At 50.1% G+C, this 24721-nt stretch carries 15 protein-coding genes; 5 read left to right on the top strand and 10 right to left on the bottom strand.

The annotated features are described in order from the left end of the window. Positions 1–46: 46 nt before the first annotated feature. From DRJ53_RS18540 to DRJ53_RS18510, 7 genes are all read right to left on the bottom strand, one after another. Positions 47–1213 (bottom strand): glycoside hydrolase family 26 protein, encoded by a 1167-nt coding sequence (locus tag DRJ53_RS18540; protein WP_206609830.1) that lies wholly within the window; start codon positions 1211–1213, stop codon positions 47–49. 25 nt (positions 1214–1238) lie between these two features. After that, positions 1239–2471 carry a glycoside hydrolase family 26 protein gene (locus DRJ53_RS18535; RefSeq protein WP_114237165.1) on the bottom strand — a complete coding sequence of 411 codons (1233 nt, stop codon included), beginning with the start codon at positions 2469–2471 and terminating at the stop codon, positions 1239–1241. Between the two features lie 22 nt (positions 2472–2493). Next, positions 2494–4881 carry a glycosyl hydrolase gene (locus DRJ53_RS21425; protein WP_162303926.1) on the bottom strand — a complete coding sequence of 796 codons (2388 nt, stop codon included), beginning with the start codon at positions 4879–4881 and terminating at the stop codon, positions 2494–2496. Positions 4882–5036: 155 nt separating this feature from the next. Further along, positions 5037–6581, bottom strand: coding sequence for an IPT/TIG domain-containing protein (locus tag DRJ53_RS18525; RefSeq protein ID WP_114237164.1), 1545 nt, complete (start codon positions 6579–6581; stop codon positions 5037–5039). Positions 6582–6610: 29 nt separating this feature from the next. Then, positions 6611–7759, bottom strand: coding sequence for a glycan-binding surface protein (locus DRJ53_RS18520; protein WP_114237163.1), 1149 nt, complete (start codon positions 7757–7759; stop codon positions 6611–6613). Between the two features lie 35 nt (positions 7760–7794). After that, positions 7795–9516: a RagB/SusD family nutrient uptake outer membrane protein gene (locus DRJ53_RS18515; RefSeq protein ID WP_114237162.1), complete on the bottom strand. Its 1722-nt coding sequence runs from the start codon at positions 9514–9516 to the stop codon at positions 7795–7797. A gap of 10 nt (positions 9517–9526) precedes the next feature. After that, positions 9527–12682, bottom strand: a complete 3156-nt coding sequence (locus DRJ53_RS18510) for a SusC/RagA family TonB-linked outer membrane protein (RefSeq protein ID WP_114237161.1) — start codon at positions 12680–12682, stop codon at positions 9527–9529. 276 nt (positions 12683–12958) lie between these two features. Between DRJ53_RS18510 and DRJ53_RS18505 the strand changes: the two genes are divergently transcribed. Both DRJ53_RS18505 and DRJ53_RS18500 read left to right on the top strand, forming a co-directional pair. Beyond that, entirely contained in the window at positions 12959–13846 is an 888-nt protein-coding gene (locus tag DRJ53_RS18505) for an AraC family transcriptional regulator (RefSeq protein ID WP_114237160.1), read from the top strand. Between the two features lie 361 nt (positions 13847–14207). Next, positions 14208–15800, top strand: a complete 1593-nt coding sequence (locus DRJ53_RS18500) for an NAD(P)/FAD-dependent oxidoreductase (protein WP_114237159.1) — start codon at positions 14208–14210, stop codon at positions 15798–15800. A gap of 272 nt (positions 15801–16072) precedes the next feature. Here DRJ53_RS18500 and DRJ53_RS18495 read toward each other — a convergent pair whose 3' ends face one another. After that, complete coding sequence (locus tag DRJ53_RS18495; protein WP_114237158.1) at positions 16073–17068, bottom strand: zinc dependent phospholipase C family protein; 996 nt, start codon at positions 17066–17068, stop codon at positions 16073–16075. A gap of 228 nt (positions 17069–17296) precedes the next feature. On the opposite strand from DRJ53_RS18495, the gene DRJ53_RS18490 reads away from it, so the two are divergent. Then, complete coding sequence (locus DRJ53_RS18490; RefSeq protein ID WP_114237157.1) at positions 17297–18250, top strand: ABC transporter ATP-binding protein; 954 nt, start codon at positions 17297–17299, stop codon at positions 18248–18250. A gap of 66 nt (positions 18251–18316) precedes the next feature. Then, positions 18317–19639 (top strand): ABC transporter permease, encoded by a 1323-nt coding sequence (locus tag DRJ53_RS18485; protein WP_114237156.1) that lies wholly within the window; start codon positions 18317–18319, stop codon positions 19637–19639. 489 nt (positions 19640–20128) lie between these two features. On the opposite strand, the gene DRJ53_RS18480 is transcribed toward DRJ53_RS18485, so the two are convergent. Further along, a complete protein-coding gene (locus DRJ53_RS18480) occupies positions 20129–21049 on the bottom strand; it encodes a S66 peptidase family protein (RefSeq protein WP_114237155.1) in 921 nt (306 codons plus the stop codon). Next, positions 21046–22071 (bottom strand): S66 peptidase family protein, encoded by a 1026-nt coding sequence (locus DRJ53_RS18475; RefSeq protein WP_114237154.1) that lies wholly within the window; start codon positions 22069–22071, stop codon positions 21046–21048. The genes DRJ53_RS18480 and DRJ53_RS18475 overlap by 4 nt, the downstream gene beginning before the upstream one ends. Before the next feature lie 243 nt (positions 22072–22314). Here DRJ53_RS18475 and metG point away from each other — a divergent pair, with 243 nt between their 5' ends. Next, the gene (gene metG, locus DRJ53_RS18470) at positions 22315–24480 is read left to right on the top strand and encodes a methionine--tRNA ligase (protein WP_114237240.1); all 2166 of its coding nucleotides are present in this window, start codon (positions 22315–22317) and stop codon (positions 24478–24480) included. Positions 24481–24721 lie beyond the last annotated feature (241 nt).

Raw genomic sequence — 24721 nt, 5'->3', positions numbered from 1 at the left:
TTATGATTTACACAACCCTTTTCCGCCGATACATTTTGCCCCATGCTTAGCGGTACAACATATCGGGCAAATCATTTTCAAATAATGTATACCGGTCGTTGTAAAATTTCATGAAATCGGGTACGCTGCTATGGCCCGGAAATGGTGCATAATAATGGGTTGCACTGGTGCGATCGTTGCGCCACACCAACACATAACTCAACTTCATTCCGTCCTGCTTCATCACGTGCAACAGTACATCGGTCCACCACGCCGGGTTGGGAATTGATTCAAGTCCTGTTTCGGTGAATGCAGCCAGCTTGCCCTTTTTCTGCGCATAGCCGGAAACGATCTGAAGCTTGCGGATGGCTGCTTCCAGGTTGTACTTGCCATCGCGGCCCATATCGCCGTAGTTGTCCATGCCTACCATGTCCACCCATTCATCGCCGGGATACCGATCCAGAAATTGCGCTTCGGTGTCGAAGCGATTATCGGGTGAAAATGCATACAAGAAGTTGTGCACATTGAGGCTATCGCGCAGGTAAGCAACAGTGAAGCGCCACAGCGCAATAAACTCTTCGCGGGTGCAATGTTTTGCGCCCCACCAAAACCAGTCGCCATCAAACTCGTGGTATGGCCGAAAAATCATGGGCACGGCTTTGCCATCGGCACCTTTAACGCTTTTAGCCCAATCGGCAATACCGCGCAGAATTTCCTTGTATTGCTCATGCGCCGCGCCACCCGGAATGATGTACTTAACCGCAGGCTTGGATACAGAATCCTTCCAGTAAAAATCGCCGCCGGATACAGGATTTGAAAAATGCCACGCAACAGTAGTAACACCACCACGGTTATACGTGTCCGTTACATTTTGCCGCAACGCCTCTTTCGCTGCAGCAACAGCAGCCGCTGGCCTGCCGCTAAACCCGGCAAAGTCTACACCGATCACTGCCGGATGTGAGCCTATAACCGACTTTACATCAGAACGATTTTTTTCACCGGCCCAGCCATGCCCGTATTCGGTGGCATGCTGGTGACCAAACAGCGTATGGCTGTCGGAAAGCCGCATCAGGTTGCGAAACAACGCCTTTGTTTCCGCTGTTGCCTTGCGGTCAATTGGCGTTGGCGTGCTGTTGCGCACAGCGCTTGATCGTTTCTGCGCAACGCAGGACGAAAACAACACCATCACTGCTACAACCGCCGCTATTCTATATGCTCGAAAACGAGTTTGCATGTGCATCATAGTTGTTCGGCTACATTTATTTGATCTCATACATCTTCGGCATTTCATCACCAAAATGCACATAGGGGCTTTGCTTGAATTTGATAAAATCTGCTTCCGCCGGATGGCCTTTATAGGGGGTCCAAAAATGGTCCTTGGTATTGGCCCACACCAGCACATAAGCCAGTTGCGGTGTGCTGCTTTGCAGGGCTTTTTGCAACAAGCCGGTAAACCAATCCGATTGCAGCAACCGGCTTAAACCGGTTTCAGTAAGTGCGGCCACTTTGTTTTTCCGAATGGCATAATCCGAAATGATTTTGAGCTTGGCACCCGCTACCGATGGCGCGGTGCCCACAGCCATATCGCCGTAGTTATCCATTCCCACCAGGTCTACATAAGCATCGCCGGGATAACGTTCGAGGTATTGCAATTCTGTGTTAAAATTTTTGTCGGGCGACCACGCATAAAGAAAATTGCGTACGCCTAAACTATCACGGAGATAAGTAACCGTAAATTGATAAAGCTGCTTGTATTGATCGGCAGTGCAATGTGCTTTTCCCCACCAAAACCAATCGCCATCAAACTCATGAAATGGCCGGAAAATCACAGGCACCAATTTGCCATCGGCACCTAATAATGATGTTGCAAAGTCGGCTATCTCTTTAAGTGACTGTTTGAATACATCGTTGTGACTGCCGCCAGGCAAAATGTTGGCTACCGCTGCTACTTTTGACTCATTCCAGTAAAAGCTGCCTTTTGAAACCGGGTTGTTGTAATGCCATGCAAATGTGTTGACGCCACCACGGTTATAGGCATCTATCGTAAGCTGGCGGGCAATGCTGGCTTCGTATTGAAACCAGGGGCTTTTATTGAAATTGGCGATGTGTAAAAAGTCGTGGCCATACACAGCAGGATAAGCGCCAGTCACTTCTTTTACGTCCGACCGATCACGGGAAACCGCAGGCAGGTGCTGCTCGTTGGCCCATTGCGTGGCAGCATCTATAACACCGCGTTTGGTGGCATCCTGGTGGCCAAACAAAATGCCCGTTTTCGCCACTTTCTTTAGGTTGTAAAAAAGCGCAGCTGTTTCGGCAGTTGCCGCTTTATCTACCAACCAACTGCGAACGTTAGCCAACGACGGAATGGTATCTTTAGGCGGTGTAACAGGTGGTATTGTAACCGGCGTTTCACTGCTGCCGTTTTTGGTGCAAGCCAGCAAACACACCGTTGCAGCGATGCTCCACAATGTTGACTGTATCCCTGCTTTCATGAGTGGTCTTTTACGTTGCGTGTTACTTTGATTGGTACAATTTTTCTTTGCCCACTTCTTTCATAAACAAGCTGCGCGGGTGCTGGTATAAGCGTAAAAAATCAGGCGCAGCAACACTGCCTTTGTACGGCACATAAAATTCAGTGCTGTTCGACTCGGGCTTGTAGCCTGCATTGCGCCAGGCAAGTGCAAACGAGATGCGGTGCTGTTGTACTGTTTTCCAAAACACGTTGCTGAACCAGGTACTATCAGGCAGGTTGCCAAAACCAAATTCGGTGAGTGCCGGCAGCTTTCGATGTTTTTGCGCCAGCGTTTCCAGCATGGTCAGCATGCTGCCCAAATCTTTTGCAAACTGCTCGTTGGCTTGTGGGCCGGTGGCACGTTGGTAAATATCAAACCCGATCACGTCCACCCATTCATCGCCGGGATAGCGTTCTTCATATGCTTCGATGGAGTTGAACCGGTCGGTGTTAAACGCATACAGGAGGTGGTGCAGGCCTTTTACATCGCGCAGGTATTGCACCGTAAAACGAAACAGTGCCTTGTATTCTTCAGCCGTGCAGTGTGCTGCGCCCCACCAAAACCAGGCACCATTCAATTCGTGAAAAGGCCGGAAAATAATGGGAATGGCTTCGCCTTTGGGACCTTTCAGATCGTTTAAAAAATGCGCTACTTTATCGAGCCATGATTGGTACAATTCGTGTTTTTGCCCACCGGGCAAAATAGACGCAACCGTGCCCGGCGCAGGATCCCAGGATGTTTTGCCGGTGAGCGGATTGCGCAAGTGCCAGCTCAAAGTAGCAACGCCGCCTTTGGCATAAGTAGTGCGGATAAATTCCTTCATACGATCAAACGGAACGCTGTCCAAATTAACCAGCGAATCGATCTCAAGGTGCCCCAATTCATAGCCCTGCACTGCAGGAAAATCGCCGGTGATGTCTTTAATATCGCTGCGACCTTTTTGGTATTTCCAGTTCACGCCGTAGGCCATATCGTCCTGATGGCCAAACATGATGCCTTTATCGAGCAGGCGGTACAAGCCATTTAATAAGTTTTTTGTTTCAATGGTTGCTTTGGGGTCTATTGGCTTTGTAGCGGCGATATTGCTGGTTTGGTTCGCCATTTTTTGTGCATGTGCCCGAATGATATTCCAGGTGCTTTTATCGTTGTCGAACACAGAATTTAAGCCCTGTTCGTCCATGGGTGGATCGCCCATTAATTCATCGCCTTTTTTCCAAAATACTTGTCCCCTTACCGGTCTGGCCGTGCCGCCAAACGACCATATATTGGCACCAGCGAGTACGCCATTTGCTACTGCACTTTGGCTTAGTTGTGCAAAAATCATTTCGTAATACCGATCGCGGAATTTTGTGCTGGAACCGGCGTTATATACATGCCCATCGCGGGGCAGGCCAAACTCTTCCAGCACCAATGGCTTGTTCATTTGCTGCGCAACCAACTCGTGCTGGCGGATGTAATCTTTTGTTTGCGCCACAACATTTGCAAAACCCTGTGCAATAGCCGTGTCCTTAAACCAGCCCCAGTTTTTGGGCCAGATGTGAATGGTGAGGTAATCAATTTCTTTTACCGCATGCGATGCTTCAAAGAGTGGCATGCCTTCGGTGCCCATACTGCCTTCGCTGCCAATAGTGAGCAGGTGATTTTTATCTTTTGATTTAATGAACGCAGCCATTTCCCTAATCCAATCCAGGTAAGCTTCATTTGCTGCAGGCCGCATGGGCCGTGGCTCATTGGCCAGTTCCCAGGCCATGATGGCGGCATCATCAGTGTACCTTTTTCCTGTGATCTTGTTGGTGCGGTCCAGCACCAGCGCTACTTGTTTGTTGTAGGCTTCTTTGCACGGTGTGCAGCTATAAAATTTGGAAACAATATCGCGGTGCTCGTCCCAGTTTAGCTTGCGCTCCTTTTGGTCTTCGGGCACCTCGCCATTCCAGGCCAGGTATTGCTGGAAGCCGCCGCTCCATTCCCAATTGTTGGAAAAATACAGCACCGCTTTCATATTGCGCTTACCCATCTCCGATAGTAACAGGTCCAATCCATCCAATACGCTTTCATTGAAAACACCCTGCTCCGGCTGCAACGCCGGTGCTATGCGTACCACCCCATTGATTTTGCCGGCACCTTCTGCACCCACCACCAAGCGAAGGTTGGTTACACCGTTTTGCTGCAAAAAATCGAGCTCCTTTTGCAAGCGGCCTGCACCCCTGCGCTGGTCTTTTTCCAAACCCAACAGCCCGCCGTACCAATAGTTGGCGCCGGCAAAATAATAGGGCTTGCCATTGAGGTAAAACTGGTGCCCTGAAGTTTGCACAAACGATTGTTGGGCCGTGGCTGTGATGCCAGCAATAACCAACAGCAATGTGGCGATCGTTCGGGAAATGGGTATCATACAACCATTCTATGTTAAATGAAAAACCTCCTGATGTAATTCAAGAAACTTAGGCAGTTTCCGTTCTTAATCAGGAGGTTTGAAGAATTACTTACACAGTGCAAACATTGGGGCTATTCGGTAGCAATATTTAGCCGATTGTGCCAGTTGCCCGATTAATTTAAACCAAGAGCATCTACGTAAATAGAATAGCCGCTTGCGTTACTGTATTCTTTAACCAAGATCTCTGTGATTTTACCGGTTGTTGTCAGATCGGCAATTGGAATGGAATAATCTGTCCACTTGCCTTCTACTACGGTAATGGTATATTTATCTGCACCGTTTATGCCAATGCTTACCCTTTTGCCCCCACTGCCTGGCGCTCCATAAATGGAAATTTTAAAAGTAGTATAGGAGCCAACATTAACATTAGCACCGCCCAATTGCAGAGGTGAGCCATAACCTCCGGTATAATTTATTTTTATGGAGTTTGTGCCTTCCCGCACAGGAGTGGTATTGGCGTAATCACGCGTACCACCCCAGCCGTCACCTACCCAACCGTTCCAATTGGTTGTATTGATCGCGTCTTTATAAAATGGAAATGCAATAGTGGGCGGAGGTACGGCACCTGCAATCTTTAAAATTTCACCAGATTGCACGGTAAGGGTTGAATTTTTTACGTGCAGTGTTACTTTTCCTTCTGTAACACCTGTAGGCACCCGCACTACGATCTGGCTGGCAGATTGACTCACGAAAGTTTTAACCGCCGGTGCATTTTGAAACGCAATCGAATCGACCAAATTGAGGTTGGTACCAGTGATGGTAATATTTGTTCCAGGCTCTACTGCCGTTGCCGGAATGGCTGCAACCGATGGAAGCATCACATCGAGTTCCAGGTCGCTAACTGTTTGTACACCTGAAAGTGCTTCCAGCGTAATCTTACCCTTGCGGGTGCCTGCCGGAACTGCAACAACTAACTCTGTTTGGGACTTGCTCACAAATGTGGTTATTGGAGCCGATACACCCGTAAGGATTACTTTATTGGTGAGGTCCAGATTTGTTCCGCTAATTGTAACATTCTCTGCATGCTTCACCGGGTTGGGGGCCAGGCCTGCTACCACGGGCAAGGTTACTTTCAGTTCCTGCTCTGTTTCCATCGTGAGGGGCTCGGTGCCGCTGTACGCTAGTTCCAGTGTACCGGTTTGCGCATCGGCAGGCACGGTCACTTCTATTTTATCCCATGCATGGCTAACAAACGTGGTTACTTCTTTGCCGTCGGCAAATGTGATGGCGGTAACCCAGTTGAGGAATGTACCGGTGAGGGTAACGTTGGCACCAGGGCGGGCTTCTGCCGTAAGTGCCGTAACAGTTGGCGCCACTTCAAAATTCAGTTGTGTTTTTGAAGCAATGTCACCATCGGGTGTTTTCAACGTAACCGTACCCCGCACGGCAGCATCCGGTACAATCACCAGGATTTGTTCCGCGTCTTGTTTTTTAAAATCCTTTTGCTCTACCAATGCACCAGTAAACTGGATGGCGGTAACCTTGTGCAGGTTGTTGCCAATAAACCAAAGCGTATCGCCGTGCATGGCGCCGGTGGGGCCAAATGAAAGCAGTTCTACAGGGCCGTTGGCCTCATCATCTTCCTTGGTGCACGACCATACGCCGATGGCCAGCAGCAGCAACAGGGAAAGCAGTTTTATATTAAATGATCGGATCATTTTGTTGGTTTGAATTCTTTACAGAAGTTTTAGTTATGCACTTTGGGCACTACCCTGAAGTTGTCGAAAGCAATATCTGCATCCAGCTCGCCAGCACCGAAAATGAGGATGCGTGACCAGTATCCATCGGGATTGGGTGCAGGCCTGGTTGTATAGCTTTTGATGATGTCTTCAAAAGGAATGATCACGGTGTTCCACTGCCCTTTCGAATCGTATGGCGGGTTCCATGCATAGTTGTTGTTGTCCTCTGCACTCAAACCTGCATTGATCACGATCCTGTTGGAAGTGTAAGGCTTCAGCGTGTTCACTTCAAACTTCAGGTAGTAGTTCTCTGGCTTCAGGATGGCTTCGTCGGGAATATTTTTGCTGTAAGAAGGCATAGAGCTGGCTGCGCCACCAGCTACTTCTGGCGCTTCCCATACCCACGATTTTACCAGCTTGGTAAAACGGTAGTAGTTGCCGTTGATGCGGGGTGGTGCACCGGGCTCCAGGTTGGTTACATGGTAAGTTGCCCACCAGCCTTCATGCGGATCGCCGCCAATAAAGATGTTGCGGTTGTCGCGGAACCAAAACTCAGATTCGGTTTCACCAAAATTGGTTTTTACCGTAATGGGCCCGGGTTGTGCACCGGCAGGCACCCGCACCTGAATGAGCTGGTCTTCCACTTTTACCAGTTCGCCTTTTACGCCACCGGTAAAGTTCACCTCCAAGGGCTCGTAAAAATAGTTGCCGCGAATGATGGCAATATCGCCTTCGTTTACATACTCCGAAAGCATGCCGTTTACCTGTGGCTCGCTGATCTGTACTTCAAATTTGTGGTTCAGTACAAAGCCATTGGCAAATACCATCTTCAGGTTGTTGGTCACCTCGGTTGGAATGCGGCTGGGCACACTTACCAGGATGGATTTATCGGTGATGTATGTCGGCGTCAGCACTGCTTTCTGGTCGTTAAACCAGATCTCCACGGCGCCACCCAGGTTTTCGCCCATGATGGCAATAAGCTGGCCCTGGCCTGCGCCAATGAGCAGCGAATCTTTCGAGTCAGGGCTGGTCACACGAACGTACCGAACACGTGGCTCGCCGCCATTGGGCAGGTCGTCCTTGGTGCACGATGTATATATGCCCATCACCGCAAAAGCAGCGATAAACAGGAGCAACGTTTTTGTTATTGTTTTCATTTGACTTGCAAATAATGTTGTGAATGAGTTTTTGATTATGGGTATTCCACTGCAGCTTCTGCCAGCCATGGTGCCTGGGTCATTTCTGCGGCCGGAATCGGCAGGCGGAAGTTACCCGAGGTTGCATTGATCATGCGTGGGTTGGCAGGTGGCGTGGCCCATGGTGTTTTCTTGATCGTCCAGGTTGATGCATTATTTACATTGTCTGGAGTAACGTAGTAAAAACCGCGGTCCTGCGAGTTGAGGATACTGTATGCTTTTGCAGGGTTCCAGTAGTGCAGCGCCACCAGGTCGTACCAAGCTCTAGCTTCCATTGCAAACTCTTTAAAGCGTTCGTTCAGGATGTGGTCCAGCGTCAGCGGAATGGCTGCACCGGTCGAAGGATCGGCCAGGTTGGCCATGCCGGCACGGTTGCGGATGCGGTTGAAATAAGCCAGGGCCTGTGCATCGGTAGTGGATGGGCTGTTGCCCAGAGCTGCTTCGGCATAGATCAGGTACATTTCTGCAAGGCGCAGCATGTATGTGTTGTTGGGATAACGCTGCGGCTCGATGGTGGGAATACCAAAGTCCTTGCCCTGCCCGATCACATATTTTTTAATGTTGGCAAAATTGCGTTCGGCATCTAAAGTGTAAGGCACCACATAAGGCTTGGTATCCACACGGTTTACGGTGCGGGTAATTTCGGGATAGCTAAAACCAGGCAGCATAAAAGTGGCACGCAGGCGCTTGTCAACAGTGCGGCCTTGCAGCATGGTATCACCGGAGGCAGTAAAGCCTTCGTATTGGCTCAACATCCACCAGGTTGCAGCTTTATCGCCACCCCAACCTTCAGGGCTGATTTCGCTGCTTGGGTTGAAATGCGAAATAGCCGCATTGCCCAAACCATAACCGGCATTGCCGGGGATGAACGCCCACTGCAATTCAAACAAGGACTCGTTGTTGTTATCATAAGGATATTTAAACAAATCCTCGTAGTTGGTGAGCAGCGCTTTGCCACTGTTGGCAATTACGTTTTGTGCATAATATTTAGCACTGTCCAAAAACGCCTGGTTGCGGGTAGCGCCAGTGGCTTCCACGCCGGCACGGGTCAGGTAAAAACGGGCCAGCATGCCTTCGGCACTCCACCGCGTTACGCGGCCGGGTGCTGCAGTTTCGGGCAGGTCGGCGGCTACGGCACGCATTTCACGGGTCAAAAAACGCCAGATGCTGGGCACGGTTGCTTTCTTCACGGTCGGGTCCGACAGCAGGTCGAGGTTGTTTTCAATCACCGGCACTTCGCCCCAGTTCATCGTCAGCAGGCTGTAGGCCACGGCACGCATAAAGCGGGCTTCGGCAATGGCTGTTTTTTTAGCCACCGGCGTAACGGCTGCACCGCCATAGCGGTTTACGTTGGCAATGGCCAGGTTCGATTGGCCCACCACTACAAAAAGCGACTGCCATGCCCTGCGGTTTTCAGGCGTCAGGTCGGTGGTGTTGAATTCTACGTTAGAGCGTTCGTTGTATCCGCGGAAAGCGGTACCGGCCCGAATATCGCCAATGGAGAAAGCAGGGTTTTCATTATAATCAAACCAAACCTTGTTGTACAGCAAGGCTGTGGCAGCCTGCAGTTGCTCGTCGGTTTTATAAAAATTCGCATCCACAATCGCATCTGTGGGCGGTCTTTCCAGGAAGTCTTTTTTACAGCCGGCCAGCAGCACCAGGGGCAGTGCAAAGGCAGTGATGTTTTTCCAGCCAAATTTTATATTGATCTTTTTCATTGGTCTTTTTTTAGAAGTTTACACCCAGTGTGAACGAGTAGATGGGGGTTAACGGATAGCGGCCATAATCCAGCCCGATGGCCTGGTTGCCACCGTTTACGTTGCCACCTACAGAGGCACCAACTTCCGGATCGTACCCAGAATACTTGGTGAAGGTGTACAGGTTTTGGATGCCCAATGTGCCGCGGATACCGCTCACCAGCTTTTGGCGGGCCAGGTAAGTTGCGGGCACGTTATAGCCCAGCGAAACGTTTTTAATGCGTACAAACGAACCGTCTTCTACCCAGCGGGTGCTGATCACGTTGTAGTTGTTGTCGTTGGGGATTTGCGAACCGGTAAGGCGGGGAACATTGGTGCCTGCATTTTCAATACCCACCACGCCGTCTTTTTCGGCCAGGCGTGCATAGTTCATGGCATCGATCATCAGGTTGCGGCTGGTGTAAAAGCGGGTGGCTTTGTTGTTCACCATGTTCAGCATGTTGTAAATATCGTTGCCAAATGTGCCGGTAACCAATACGCTCAACTCAAATCCTTTGTAGGAAAACGAGTTGGTTAAACCGCCAAACAGTTTGGGCCATGGGTTGCCGATGTATGTTTCATCGTTGAAATCAATTTTACCATCGCCGTTCTGGTCGCGGTATTTAACATCGCCCACCCACACACCGGTTGGATCGGTCGGGATGCGGTTGCCGTTGTTGTCAACACGCACTGCGCTTTTGTTGATCTCATCTACCGATTGGAACAAACCTTCGGCTACATAGCCGCGGAACAGCCAGGGCTCCAGGCCTACGGCCGAACGCTGCACCCAAGTTTGCGACCAGTTGTCGTACCACGAAGAGGTGCGGTCAATCACGGCAGCATCGGAGTAAAACCTTTTCACCACGCTTTTAAAATGCGACAGGTTCAGGTTGGTTTCCCACTTGAAGTTTTTGTTGTTGATGTTCGTAGAGTTAATAGCAAAGCCCCAGCCTTTTGTTTGCATGGCGCCGATGTTTACCACCGGGTTGCCTACCGAGCCCTGGCCCTGTGTGCCCATGTAAAAAGGCAGCGGGTTGGGCATGATCAGGTTGTCGGTGTTTTTGATATAGTAATCAAACTCCAGCGAAATGCGGTTTTTCAGCAAACCCAGGTTCAGACCAATGTTGTCGGTGCGGGTTTCTTCCCAGGCCAGTGCGGGGTTGCCATAAGCATTGGGCAAAAAGCCGTTGCCGAGATCGGAAATGCCGGAAGACAGCGGCGAATAAATACCCGTGGCACCACCCTGGTTGCCGGTAAGACCGGTTTCCACACGCAGTTTCAGCTCGGAGATGGCAGGAATGTTAAAGAACTTTTCCTGTGCTACACGCCATGCGGCAGAAATGGAAGGAAATGCGCCCCAGCGTTTTTCCGGGCCAAAACGGGCCGAACCATCGGCGCGGTACGTACCGGTGATGATGTAGCGGTTGTCGTAGTTGTAGTTGATCCGTCCGAGGTACGACTCCTGTGCCCAGGGGCCCGAGCCACCACCCACGGTGCCTTGTGTACCGGAGGCGTTCAGGTCAAATACATCATTGGTCAAAAAGCCTGCACGACCAGCGCTGATGTTTTTCCACATCGACTCCTGCGACTCGTGGCTGGCCATGGCGGTAAAATTGTGCTTGCCAATTTGCCTGGTGTATTCCAGCAACTGGTTCCAGTTCCAGTAAGTGCTCATGTTTACGTTCTCGTTCAACGTAGCACTGTTGTTGATGGCCCAGCCAATGCGGTATGCCGGGTTGAAATACAGCGAGTTGCCGTACGCAATGTCGGTATTGAGCGATGTGCGGAACGTCAGGCCTTTGGCCAGGTTCAGGCCCAGGTTCAATCCACCCCAAAACTGGCGCCTGCGGTTGGTGTTGGTACGCAGGTTGGCAATGGCAACGGGGTTAACTGGTGCAAATTGGGTTGCGCCGTTTACTTCGTCGCCACCACCCCAGTCGCCGTTCAGGTTTTTCACCGGCACCTGCGGCGTGAGCTGCAGCGCATCGGCAATTACGTTTTCCGAAGACGTGGTCAACTTTTCATTGGTTTGGCTAAAGCTCAGGTTGGCACCCAGTGTAATCCATGTGCGGGGCTTGTTATCCAGGTTGATGCGGAAGCCATAACGGTCAAAACCGGAGCCGATGGCCACGCCTTCCTGCTTCAGGTATTCGCCCGACATGTAATAGGTAGTGTTGTTGTTACCACCGCTGATGCTCAACTGGTGTTTTTGCATGGCAGCGTTGTTGAACAATTCGTCTTGCCAGTTGGTGCCGGTGCCCAGGATCGAAGGATCGAGGAACTCTTGGGGCGTGGTGCCGCCAGCCAGCGCATGAAACTCTTTGCGGGCCTGCGCATACTGGCGCAGGTTCATTACCGGCAGGTCGGTGGGCGGTGTTTGAATATTGTACTGGAAGTTGTAGTTCAGTCTTGCTTCGCCCGACTTACCACGCTTGGTGGTAATGAGCAGTACGCCGTTGGTGGCGCGGCTGCCGTAGATGGCCGTAGCCGATGGGCCTTGCAACACCTGGATATCTTCAATGTCCGAGGGGTTGAGCGATGCCAGCGGGTTGGACGAGTTGGTAGTACCGCCGCCCTGGATCTGCACGCCGTCAATTACATACAGCGGCTCAGTGTTGCCGCCAATGGTGCTGACACCGCGGATATTTACCGAGATACCGCCACCGGGCTGACCCGAGTTTTGGGTAATATACACACCGGCAGCCCTGCCCTGCAGTGCCTGCTCTACAGTGGTGTTCACGGTGCGTTCAATTTGCCGGGCCGATACCGTTGTTTGGGCATTGGTCAGGTTGGCGCGGCGGGCGGTGCCGTAGCCTACTACCACCACTTCATTCAGTTTGTTTTCGGCCTGGGTCATTTTTACGGTAATCGAGTTCTTACCGGTAATGGCAATTTCCTGTGTTTGCAGGCCTACATACGATACGGTTAGTGCTTGTGCCGAAGCGGGAACGGAGAGACGGAATACACCACGTACGTCGGTGGTGGTGTTGAGGTTGGCGCCTTTTACGGCAACAGTTGCGTTTTGGAGCGGGGCCCCGGTGTCATCGGTGATCACCCCGGTGACCTCCCGATTCTGGGCCATAGTTACGAAGACAGCAAGGGCACACAACATGGTTGTGAGCGCCCTGCGGATGCGATGTCCTTTCATATAGCAAGACTATTTTGTATGTCAAAACTAGGTGGATAAATGCGACAAACAATGATACTTTTTTATTCAACTCTGATACTATTTAGCATACTATTTTAATAAGTGTAAACCAAACACTTCATAACATGATGCAAATCATGTGCATACATGACAACTGTACAATTTCAAAATATTGGTACTATTATTACCGGTTTTCTATAGCTTTATTCCCGACGAGTAGTGCATACTCTGCCGTATTTAAGTTAAGCTTGCCAACATTTAACCTCTTTTCAGCTCATGAAAGATCAAATCATGAAAGAGCTGATACCGCTGACGCAAAACGATTGTTTTACCGTGTTTAGCCGTATCAAGTCGAGTTTCGATTTTCCCCTGCATACCCACGATGAATTTGAACTCAACCTTATTTTGAATGGCAAAGGCGTGCAACGCGTGGTGGGCGACCATATTGGCGAACTGGAAGAAGTGGAACTGGTGCTAGTGGGATCGGGGGTGCCGCATGCCTGGTTTACCCACAAATGCACCAACGAAGAAATCCGCGAGGTGACGATACAGTTTCACAAAGACCTGATCGATGAGAAGCTGCTGCGGCGCAACCAGCTGGCATTTATCCGCAAAATGTTTGAACAGTCGGTTCGGGGTATTCTTTTTTCGCCGGAAACTACCCGCATGCTCATCGACCGGCTACTGAACCTGAACCAAAAACACGGCTTCGATTCGGTGCTGGAGCTGTTTTCTATTCTGCACGACCTGTCTGTGTCGCGCAACATGAAATTCTTATCCGATGTAACGTTTACGGCCAACCGCACCCCATCGTACAACAGTCGCCGTATTGAAAAAGCGATGGAATACCTGCACGCCAATTTTGAAAAAAACATCACCCTTGGCGATGTGGCCCGCCTGGCCAATATGACGGAAACGGCGTTCAGCCGGTTTTTTAAAACCCGCACCGGCATCAATTTCATTGACAGCCTCAACGACATCCGCCTGGGCCATGCCAGCCGCCTGCTAATTGAAACAACCGGTTCTGTTTCGGAAATTGCCTACAACTGCGGATTCAACAACATGGCCAATTTCAACCGCATTTTCAAACGCAAAAAAGGCTGCACACCGAAGGAGTTCCGGGAGAATTATTATAAGACTTCCGGGGTTAGGGTGTTTATTTAGGAGATGCTAGTTGGGAGTTTGTAGTTGGTAGTTGATAGTAGGTAGTAGAGAAACTGCCAGCAAAAGCCCATTGCAAAATACTATGTGCCTCCGCCATTGCGAGGCGCCGAAAACACTTGTTGATTAAACCCATTTACCGCGCCGAAGCAAACCCCAAAATACCCGTTCTCTTTCACACATCCCTCATAAGCGCAAAAACTAAGACACTACGTATAGCTGAAGATTGCTTCGGCGCCTAAACATCATTGTAATCATTAAACACTGCTGCGCCTCGCAATGACGGAAGCTCCCAACTCCCAACTCCCAACTGCCAACTCCCTCCATCCTCCCTACCTTTGCATGCTGCACAAAGCAGCTTTTTATGCAACAAAAAATCAGCCTCAGAGTTCTGCCTTCAGAAGCAGCCGATGAAGCAAGCCTCCTCAACATAGTGGCCAAAGCCTGCGCGGTAAAACCAACGGAAATTACCGGCTACAACATTTTAAAAAAATCGATCGATGCCCGCAGCCGTTCGCAGGTGTGGGTAAACCTGACGCTGCAGGCGTTTATCAACGAGCCATTTCAGCCGCATGCCCTGCTGCCGCTTCATTTGCAGGATGTGCACGGCGCAACAAAAAAAGTAGTGGTGATTGGTGCGGGTCCGGCAGGGTTGTTTGCTGCCATACGCCTGATTGAATTGGGCATACAGCCCATTGTGCTGGAACGCGGCAAAGATGTGCGCAGTCGCCGCCGCGACCTTGCAGCCATGAATAAAGAAGGCATTGTAAATGGGGAAAGCAATTACTGTTTTGGCGAAGGCGGTGCCGGCACCTACAGCGATGGCAAACTATACACCCGCAGCAACAAACGCGGCGACATACAACGCATTCTTTCCATACTCGTTCATTTTGGCGCAGCCGAAAAAATATTATACGAAGCACACCCACACATCGGAACCAATAAGCTGCCCCACATAATGGTGGCCATGCGGGAGAAAATCATAGCCTGCGGCGGCCAGGTGCGTTTCGAAAAAAAGGTAACCGATTTTATCATCGCCGATGATACATGCAGCGGTGTAGTTATAGCCGATGGCGAACGCATTGATGCCGATGCCGTGATCCTTGCTACGGGCCATTCGGCGCGGGATATTTTTTATTTATTCCACCAGAAAAAAATAGCGATCGAGTTCAAACCTTTTGCACTGGGCGTTCGCATTGAGCACCCGCAAACACTTATCGACAGCATTCAATACCATGCACCGCAGCGCGGCGAACACCTGCCGCCGGCATCGTATAGTTTGGTGCAACAGGTGGAGCAAAAAGGCGTGTTTTCTTTTTGCATGTGCCCCGGCGGCATCATTGCTCCGGCAGCAACGGCACCCGGCGAAATTGTGGTCAACGGCTGGTCGCCATCAAAGCGCAACAACCCTTTTGCCAACAGCGGCATGGTGGTGACCGCGGAGTATGCGGACTTGCAGGATCTGCAGGAATTGAAGCGATTTATTAAAGAGCGGGAACTACCAAAAGGCAAAGAATTACTGGGCCTGCATTTCCAGCAAATGGTGGAGCAGCAGGCCTTTGTGGCAGGCGGAGGCGGGCTGGTCGCACCGGCACAGCGGATGGAAGATTTTGTCAACAACAAAGCCACCGCATCCCTTCCTGATTGCAGTTACCTGCCCGGTATTGCCCCTGCCGATTTGCGCAGCGTGCTGCCTGCATTTATACACAAATCGCTGCAAGGCGGCTTTAAAGAGTTTGGCAAAAAGATGCGCGGGTATTTGACCAACGAAGCGGTGGTGGTGGCTACGGAAAGCCGTACTTCCTCGCCGGTGCGCATACCGAGGGATGCTGAAACATTACAACATCCGCAGATAGCTAATTTATACCCCTGCGGCGAAGGCGCTGGATATGCCGGTGGCATTGTAAGTGCAGCAATGGATGGCGAACGGGTGGCTGCATTGATTGCCGCACAGTAACAGCAGCAACCGCATTTTTATTGATAAAAACCTTTCTGTTTAAACCGAAAGAGTTTAACAACAACATAAAAAAAGTGCTTCCAACCCGGAAGCACTTTTTCATTTAACCAACCGCTATTTAAGTATCGCCTTGCTTAGCGGAAATGTCATGCCGAGCTCCATTCGGCATCTCCTTCGACTGTCGTAAAATCCGCTAATTATGGGAGATGCTGAATGGAGCTCGGCATGACGTTGCAGTTCAAAAACACAACTCAATAACTCTTATCTATACGCTATTCTTCACTACCACCCTGCGGCTGCCGCGACAGCAACAATCCGTCTTCAATCAAATCATTGTCCTTAAACGAACGTACTTCTTTGCGCAGTGCCTTTTTGTTTTCCTTAGTGATGGGTGCCGCCTTCATCAAATCGGGCTTGCCGGCATCCACCCAGCAGGTGTACCAAAAATCGGTGATCAATCTTGCCGACAACAACAGCCGTTCATTTACCGTGCTGCCCAGTGCTTTTGCATAAGCCCTACCGAATGCACTGGAATAGCTGCGGCTTTGGCGGCCGTTGCGCATCTGGTACCGATACTTGGTGCTGTCGGTAAATCCTTTCGATACTTCCCGCTCAATGCGCAATACATCATCCACCAGCGTAAAGCCACCGCGGCAAGCTTTCCAGATGGCTTCTTCTGGATCTTTTAAATAACGTGCACGATGGCGGTTGTACAAATTATACTGGTTCATTTCCAGCTCAGGTACCATGCTTTCCCAAAGGCTGTGCAGCCCTTTTTGATCCGAAAGCTGACCATCATAATTAACCGTAGTATGCAGCGGCACATGCGCATCGGCAATATAGTGGCCCATATCGGCGGCGTAAAACAAAACACTGTCCTTGTTGCCATTGCGCATAGCACCGGTCAGCTTTTCTTTCATCATCATGACCACGTAAGGCACGTAGCCATATTTTTCCAATGTATCTTTTGTGTATTTGGCCACGGCTGCATCCCATTGATGCGGCATTTTCCATAGCGATGAATCGCCATATGGCTCCGCATCAATAAAGTGCTTGGGTGCTTCGGTTTTGTCGGTATTTCGGCGCTGGTCGGGGCGCACCGATTGGCGCACTATATAATCTTTATTGTTATAAAAAAAATTGCGCAGGTTTTTGGGCAACTGGTAAATGGCCAACTGGTTAACGGTGCGGTGCACCAAAAAACCCCAGCTGGAGCAAAGAACGAGCAGGGAAAAAAGCAGGGTACTAAACAACAACAAACGTTTCATTCCGAAAATTTCTGCAAAGTTGCAGCAATTTGCCTACATGCAACCTGCTTCACCGCTTGCCCGCAAATAATTCCGCTTATCCGCCAAATCGGTCCATACCAAACGGCTTAACGTTACCGAAGGCACCAGCTATGTGGCAGAAACTTTATCTTGCCAGCAGAAAATTGACATTGAAACTGCCGGTTGCCTCGCACCAACCGTTATTACTTAAACTGGAACTGCACACACATGTACTTACTTGAAACCAGAAACCTGAAAAAGTATTACGCCACGCAAAAAGCGGTGGATGATATTTCCTTCGGCATTGAACCCGGAAAAATATTTGGCCTGCTGGGCCCCAACGGCGCCGGCAAAACCACGCTGCTGCGCATGATCACCGGTATTTTTTACCCCGACGAAGGCCAGATACTTTTTGAAGGCAAACCCTTTGATCCGCAAAACGACATTGGCCGCATTGGATACATGCCCGAAGAGCGGGGCTTGTATAAAAAAATGAAGATCGGCGAGCAGGCACTGTACCTGGCGCAGCTGCGTGGCCTGTCGAAATCGGAAGCGATGGAGGGCATCAAAGAATGGTTTGTAAAACTGGAAATGGAAAGCTGGTGGAATAAAAAAGTAGAAGACCTGTCGAAAGGCATGTCGCAAAAACTGCAGTTTGTAACCACTGTGCTGCACCGCCCCAAGCTCATTATCCTCGACGAGCCGTTCAGCGGCCTTGATCCGGTAAACAGCAACGTGATCAAAGAAGAAATTCACGAACTGGCACGCCGCGGCGCCACCATAATTTTCAGCACCCACCGCATGGAGCAGGTAGAGGAAATCTGCGACCAGATTGTGTTGGTAAACAGGGGTAAAAAAATACTGGACGGCACGGTTAAAGAAGTAAAACAACAGTTTAAAAAACACTTGTTCCGTGTTGGCTTTGAAGCATTGCCTGCCTTGCAGGAAACGCCTGTATTTTCAGTAGCCGATGCCAGCAAAGATGGCACACTCACCGTAAAGATCAACGACGGCTACGGCCCCAATGCAGTGTTGCAATCCCTGATGCAGCAGGGTGCCGTTATCCATTCGTTCAACGAAGTGCTGCCTTCGCTCAACGACATCTTTATTCAACTGGTGGAAAGCACACCAGCCAGCAGACAGTTTTTAAACCGTGAAGCGTCAATGGCGAATGGCCGATAAGCAAGATTGCTAAAACATTCACCATTCACAATTGCCCATTCACTTCTTCACCACAACCCCACCAACATGAACAAAACACTCATCATCATAAAACGCGAATACCTAAGCCGTGTTCGCAAAAAAACATTCATTCTTTCCACGCTGCTTACGCCGTTACTGTTCGCCTTATTTTTTGCCGTTGTTATTTATATAACGGTAAAGAATGTACGCAATGAAAAAGTAGCCGTAATCGACCCAACAGGCATTTTGCAGCAAAACCTCACATCGAGCAAAGCAGTAAACTACCAGTTTACCACCGATGCCGATACGGGCAACTTTTTGGCAAAAGGCTTTACCGCAGTTTTGTATGCACCAAACACCGGCATCAACAACACCGGAAATTTCAAGCTGGTTTCCGAAAAAAGCCTGAGCCGCGTAGCCAACGAACGCATTGAAAAAGACATTACACAGGCACTGGAAAGCAACCTTATTTCGCAGAAGTTGCACATCAATCCAAAACAAATCGATTCGCTGAAACAACAGGCCCGCACCATCAGCATCGACGCGGTGAAAAAAGATGAAATGGGTGAACTCTCCTCGTCCAACTTCGACCTGGCCAGCGGCATTGGTTATGTCACAGCGTTTTTAATTTACATCACGCTGTTTGTATATGGCGTAATGGTGATGCGCGGCGTAATGGAAGAAAAAACCAACCGCATCGCCGAAGTGATCGTGTCTTCCGTTAAGCCCTTTCAACTGATGCTCGGCAAGATAGTCGGCATCGGTGCAGTGGGCCTCACACAATTCCTTATGTGGATCATTTTACTGGCGCTGCTTTTTTCGGGCATATCCATGCTGATCCCCGCTAGCGTAATGGAGCAGGCAGCGCAGGCCGGCGGCGGCATGGGTGGTGCCAATGCACAAACTTCCGATGCCATCCGCAACATTGCATCGGCACAGCAAACACTTTCGTCGGTCAACTGGCCCATGGTGATCGGCTCATTTATCTTTTACTTTTTAGGTGGCTACCTGTTTTATGCATCACTATTTGCAGCTGTGGGCAGCGCAGTAAACGAAGATGCACAGGATGCACAAAGCCTCACCTTCCCCATCACCATTCCCATCATTTTGGCCATTGTCATTATGATCAACTCCATCAATGATCCCAGTTCCACGCTGGCCGTTTGGGCGTCCATCATTCCGTTTACTTCGCCCATTGTCATGATGTCGCGCATACCTTTTGGCGTACCCGATACCGTGCCTTACTGGCAACTTGGTTTGTCGGCGGTGCTGCTGGTAGCAGGCTTTTTAGCTACCACCTGGCTCAGCGCCAAAATCTATCGCACCGGCATTTTGATGTATGGTAAAAAACCAAGCTGGAAAGAAATGATCAAATGGATTTCGCGTTAATTGCATAGCCTTTATTGAAATAAAAATCCCTGCATCAACATGCCGGGATTTTTTATGTTACCGGCTTTAATACAGCCATCATCGTTCCTTGCGTCGCACACTGCATCGTCCGGAACGGCGCTCAGCATTTTGATAATGTCAACAGCAAACAAGCATTATAGGCATTACATTAAAGACTAACTGTTTACTACACGCCAACAACGCAAGCATTATTAAAATAGAAAAATGCATTACTTAATTTTTAACCAACCGCAAAAGCATCATATTGCTACACTCTAGGTAGACCAGCTTTTATAGACTCCGTCTATCACGCATTCGAAAAAATCGATAAATAATCTCCGGAAAAGTTTACACATTTGTTCCAGCCAAGCGGCAAAAATTGAAACGATCATTTACTACGCAGTAACTCGAAATAATTACAACGGAAACCCAACGAAAAAGGCTGTCCCACAGGACAGCCTTTAATTCATACTGCAACAGCTGTAGCATTTATTTTTCTACTATTTCACTCAGTCGAACGCCGGCTTCATCCACCACCAGTTTGTGCGGCAAGCCATTCTTCAAAGCATAGTTCTCGTTGGTATGGCTCACCGGGAAGTTGTAGCACACCGGGAAATCATATTCTTTCACCGCGTCTTGAATGATCTCATAAGCGGTAGCACCAAATGGCCGCTCGGTATCTTTTACATCGGTAAAGCCGCCCACTACCAGGCCAGCAAGTTTTTTCAATTTGCCGCTGCGTTTTAATTGCAGCAGCATCCGGTCGATGTTGTATAGGTATTCGCCTACATCTTCGATGAAAAGGATTTTATTCTTCGTAGGCAGGTCCGATGCAGTGCCCACCAGGTGCGCCAGCAGCGTCAGGTTGCCGCCAACTAAATTCCCTTCTGCTTCGCCAGTGCGGTTTAGCTGGAGCGGCTCGCAACGAAAGCTGGAAGTTTCCCCAGTCAGCGCCGACCGCAGCGATGCCACATAAGGCGACATGAATCCTTCATCGTTGAAGGCAGCCGCCATCGGCGCATGCAGCGATGCTATTTTATGCTTGCGGTACAAGTGTGCATGCAGCACCGTTATATCGCTATATCCAATGATCCACTTCGGCGATTTTTTGAAATTCTTAAACGACAGCTTGTCTATGATGCGGCTAACGCCATAGCCACCCCGCACACAAAGAATCGCTTTGATGTGGTCGTCGTCCAGCATCCGTTGCAAGTCGGCACACCGCTCTTCATCGGTGCTCGAAAAATAAGTATCCGAGTGGCTGTGTACCGTTTCGCCAAGTGCTACCGAGTAGCCCCAGTCGCCCAATACATCAATGCAGGTATGGATTTTTTCGAACGGCATAAAGCCGGCCGGCGCCAGCAGTCCGATGGTGTCGCCTTTTTGCAAATAGGGTGGAATGGTGATCATAATATTTCGGTGAGTGAAACTACATCATTATGCACGAAGAGTTGATGCCGCACACCACATTTCAGCGCAAAGTTGGCCCGCTGGTGGCCCACCGGAAAATCAAAACAAACCGGGTAGTTATAACCCGATATTTTTTCCAGCACAAGCTCCTCCAGCGTTTTACCAAACTCCGCCCCCTCTTCATCCGGTTTGATATTGAAACCGCCAACGATCAATCCATTCAGTTGACTAAGTTTACCCGACCGCTTCAGGTTCCAGAACATCCGGTCGAGGCTGTACAGGTATTCGCCGGTATCTTCCACAAAAAGTATTTTACCCTTTGTATCAATATCCGATGCGCTGCCGCAAAGTGATTCGATGGTTTTGAGGTTGCCGCCAACCAGGGTTCCTTCCGCTGTGCCGGTGCGGTTGTGCATGTTTGGCGGCGCACCGTACCGCATGGGTGCCAGTCCCATCAGCGCATCTTTTATGGAATTGATCGTAGCCAATTGAATCGGTTCGGCAGTGGCCCAGTCATCGGGAAAGCTGTTGGTCATTTTGGAATGGATGGTAGCCACGTTGCACTGGCTGTGGATATGCCCATGCAGCACCGTTATGTCGCTAAAACCAATCACCCATTTGGGGTGTTTTTTAAAACTTTTCCAGTCCAGCGCATCCACAATACGTACGGCGCCATAGCCGCCACGGGCACATAAAATGGCCTGGATGCCCGGATCATCCAGCATTTGCTGCAGGTCGGCACGGCGCTCCTCATCGGTGCCGCCAAACGTAAAATGCTGCAGCCCGATGGTTTGGCCCAACCGAACTTTAAAACCCCAGGACTGCAGCACGCCAATGGCCGATTGCATTTCGCCGGCGGAGATGGCACCGGCCGGCGCCGTAATGCCGATGGTATCGCCAGCCTTTAAATAAGGTGGAATGCGTATGCCCTTTGCCGTTGGCCCCGCACCTGCAGCCGGCAGGTGGGCCACCGATACCAACCCACTGGTTGCAGCCAGTTGCAGGAATTGCTTTCGATCCATTGGTCCAAATTACAACAGGGCTACAACTATCTGTAAACAGGGAACATAAAGAAAACAAAACAACGAAACCCATATTTCTCAAAGCAGTCAACCAGTCAACAGACACTTTTTTTGCCTTGAACGCTATGCGGTATTTTTGCCGCCAAGCCGGAAACAGTTTAAAGTTCAAAGTTGAAAGTTGTACATCCAGCCTTAAACCTAGAACCTGAACCCCTGGCCACAAACGCTTCAACTTTCCAAAGCATGAACCAACCCAAAAGATATTTGATCACATCGGCACTGCCTTATGCCAACGGCCAAAAACATATTGGCCACCTGGCGGGTGCTTATATCCCGGCCGATATTTATGTACGTTACCTGCGGGCACAGGGCCGCGATGTGGTGTTTGTGTGCGGCTCCGATGAGCACGGCACTGCCATTCCCATCCAGGCCATGAAGGAAGGCACCACGCCGCAGGCCATCATCGATAAGTACCACGCCATCATGAAGGAAAACTTCGAGGACCTGGCTATTTCCTTCGATATTTACGACCGCACTTCCAGCCCCATTCACCACGAAACCACACAGGAGTTTTTTACTTACCTCAACGACCGTGGCGAACTGGAAACTGCCGAAACAGAACAATATTTTGATGAGCAGGCGCAAACCTTTCTGGCCGACCGCTACATCAAAGGCACCTGCCCCAACTGCGGCTTTCCCGGCGCCTTTGGCGACCAGTGCGAAAAATGCGGCACCGCACTCAGCCCCGACGAATTGATCAACCCGGTGAGCACGCTGAGCGGCCAGCCGCCCGTAAAGCGGGCCACTAAACACTGGTACCTGCCCCTCAACCGCCACGAAGACTGGCTGCGCCAATGGATCACCGTAGAACATAAAGACGACTGGAAAGCAAATGTGCTGGGCCAGTGCAAAAGCTGGATCGACAATGGCTTGCAGCCCCGCGCCGTTACCCGCGACCTGGACTGGGGCGTAAAAGTGCCCCTGCCCGATGCCGAGGGAAAAGTGCTGTATGTGTGGTTCGATGCACCCATCGGGTACATTTCGGCCACCAAGCAATGGGCGCTCAACAACGGAAAGTCATGGGAGCCGTATTGGAAAGACAAGGAAACCAAGCTGGTGCATTTTATTGGCAAAGACAATATCGTGTTCCACTGCATCATTTTCCCCACCATGCTGAGGCTGCACGATTTTATTGTGCCCGAAAACGTGCCGGCCAACGAGTTCATGAACCTCGAAGGCGATAAAATGAGCACCAGCCGTGGATGGAAGCTGGACATGCAAGATTACATCGACGATTTTATTAAAAAGGAAAATGGCGGCCCGCAACTGGCCGATGCCCTGCGCTATTACCTTACTGCCATTTTACCTGAAACAAAAGACAGCGAGTTTACCTGGAAAGGTTTCCAAGACGCCGTAAACAGCGAACTGGTGGCCATTTTTGGCAATTTTGTAAACCGCACTTTTGTGCTGATGCACAAACTGTGCGGCGGCAAAGTACCGCCCTTCCACAACGATATTGCCTCCGAAGCCGACAAAGGCCTGGTTTCAGAAATTGGCATTGCGGCAGCCAAAGTGGAAGATTTGATTGAAGCATACAAGTTCCGCGATGCACTTTTTGAAGTGGTGGACCTGGCCCGAAAAGGCAACCGCTACATGCAGGAGCAGGAGCCCTGGATCAAAGCCAAACAAGTGGGCGAAGACGGCAAACCTAACGCCGAGGCACAAGCGCTGATTGACAATTGCCTGCACGTGTGCCTGCAATTGTGCGCCAACCTGGCCGTGCTCATCAACCCGTTTTTACCCAACACGGCCCGTAAAATGTGCCACATGATGAAAGTGGTGGACCGCATGCTGGAATGGAAGAACGCCGGTTCCATGAAGTTGCTCAGCACGGGCTATTCGCTGCGGGCACCCGAATTATTGTTTAGAAAAATCGAAGACGCCGAAGTGGCTTATCAAATGGAAAAACTAACCAAAGCATTGGAAGCATCAAAAGCAGCACAGGAACAGGCTGCTGAAGCACAACCCGCAACAGAGGCGACAGCACCCAAATCCGAAATCGCCAATCCGAAACCCGAAATCCCGGAGATTCAATACGACGATTTTGCCAAACTCGACCTGCGTATTGGCACCATCACGGAGGCGGTAAAAGTGCCCAAAGCCGACAAGCTGTTGCAGCTGCAGGTGGACTTGGGAGCCGAAACCCGCACCATCGTATCGGGCATTGCGCAGCATTTTACGCCGGAAAGCCTGGTAGGCAAACAAGTAATTGTGGTAGCTAACCTGGCGCCCCGCAAAATGCGCGGCATCGAAAGCCAGGGTATGATCCTGTCGGCCGAACAGCCCGACGGCTCGCTGATCCTCGTTGGCCCGCACAACCTCACACAACCGGGTTCCGGCGTAAAGTAACGGTTCATTCAAACCGCAATAAATAACCTCAAAGCTTCCATCTCTTGAAGAGATGGAAGCTTTTTTTGTAGCCGGCTTTTGTAATGCTATTATGCTTTACCTCACAACTGTGATAAACCATCTCCTTTCATTAGCTGTCCTTTAGACTTGCATTTTTGATTATTGCGGTGGTTTTCTTTTTGTTGTGGTTTACTTCTATACTGTTTGCTTTCTTTGGTTGGCTATTGGTTTAGTTTTTTTG

It is taken from the genome of Paracnuella aquatica (assembly GCF_003332885.2).
Taxonomy (GTDB): domain Bacteria; phylum Bacteroidota; class Bacteroidia; order Chitinophagales; family Chitinophagaceae; genus Flavisolibacter; species Flavisolibacter aquaticus.
Note: the sequence above shows the minus strand (reverse complement) of the source record. Positions and strands in the feature narration are given on the sequence as shown.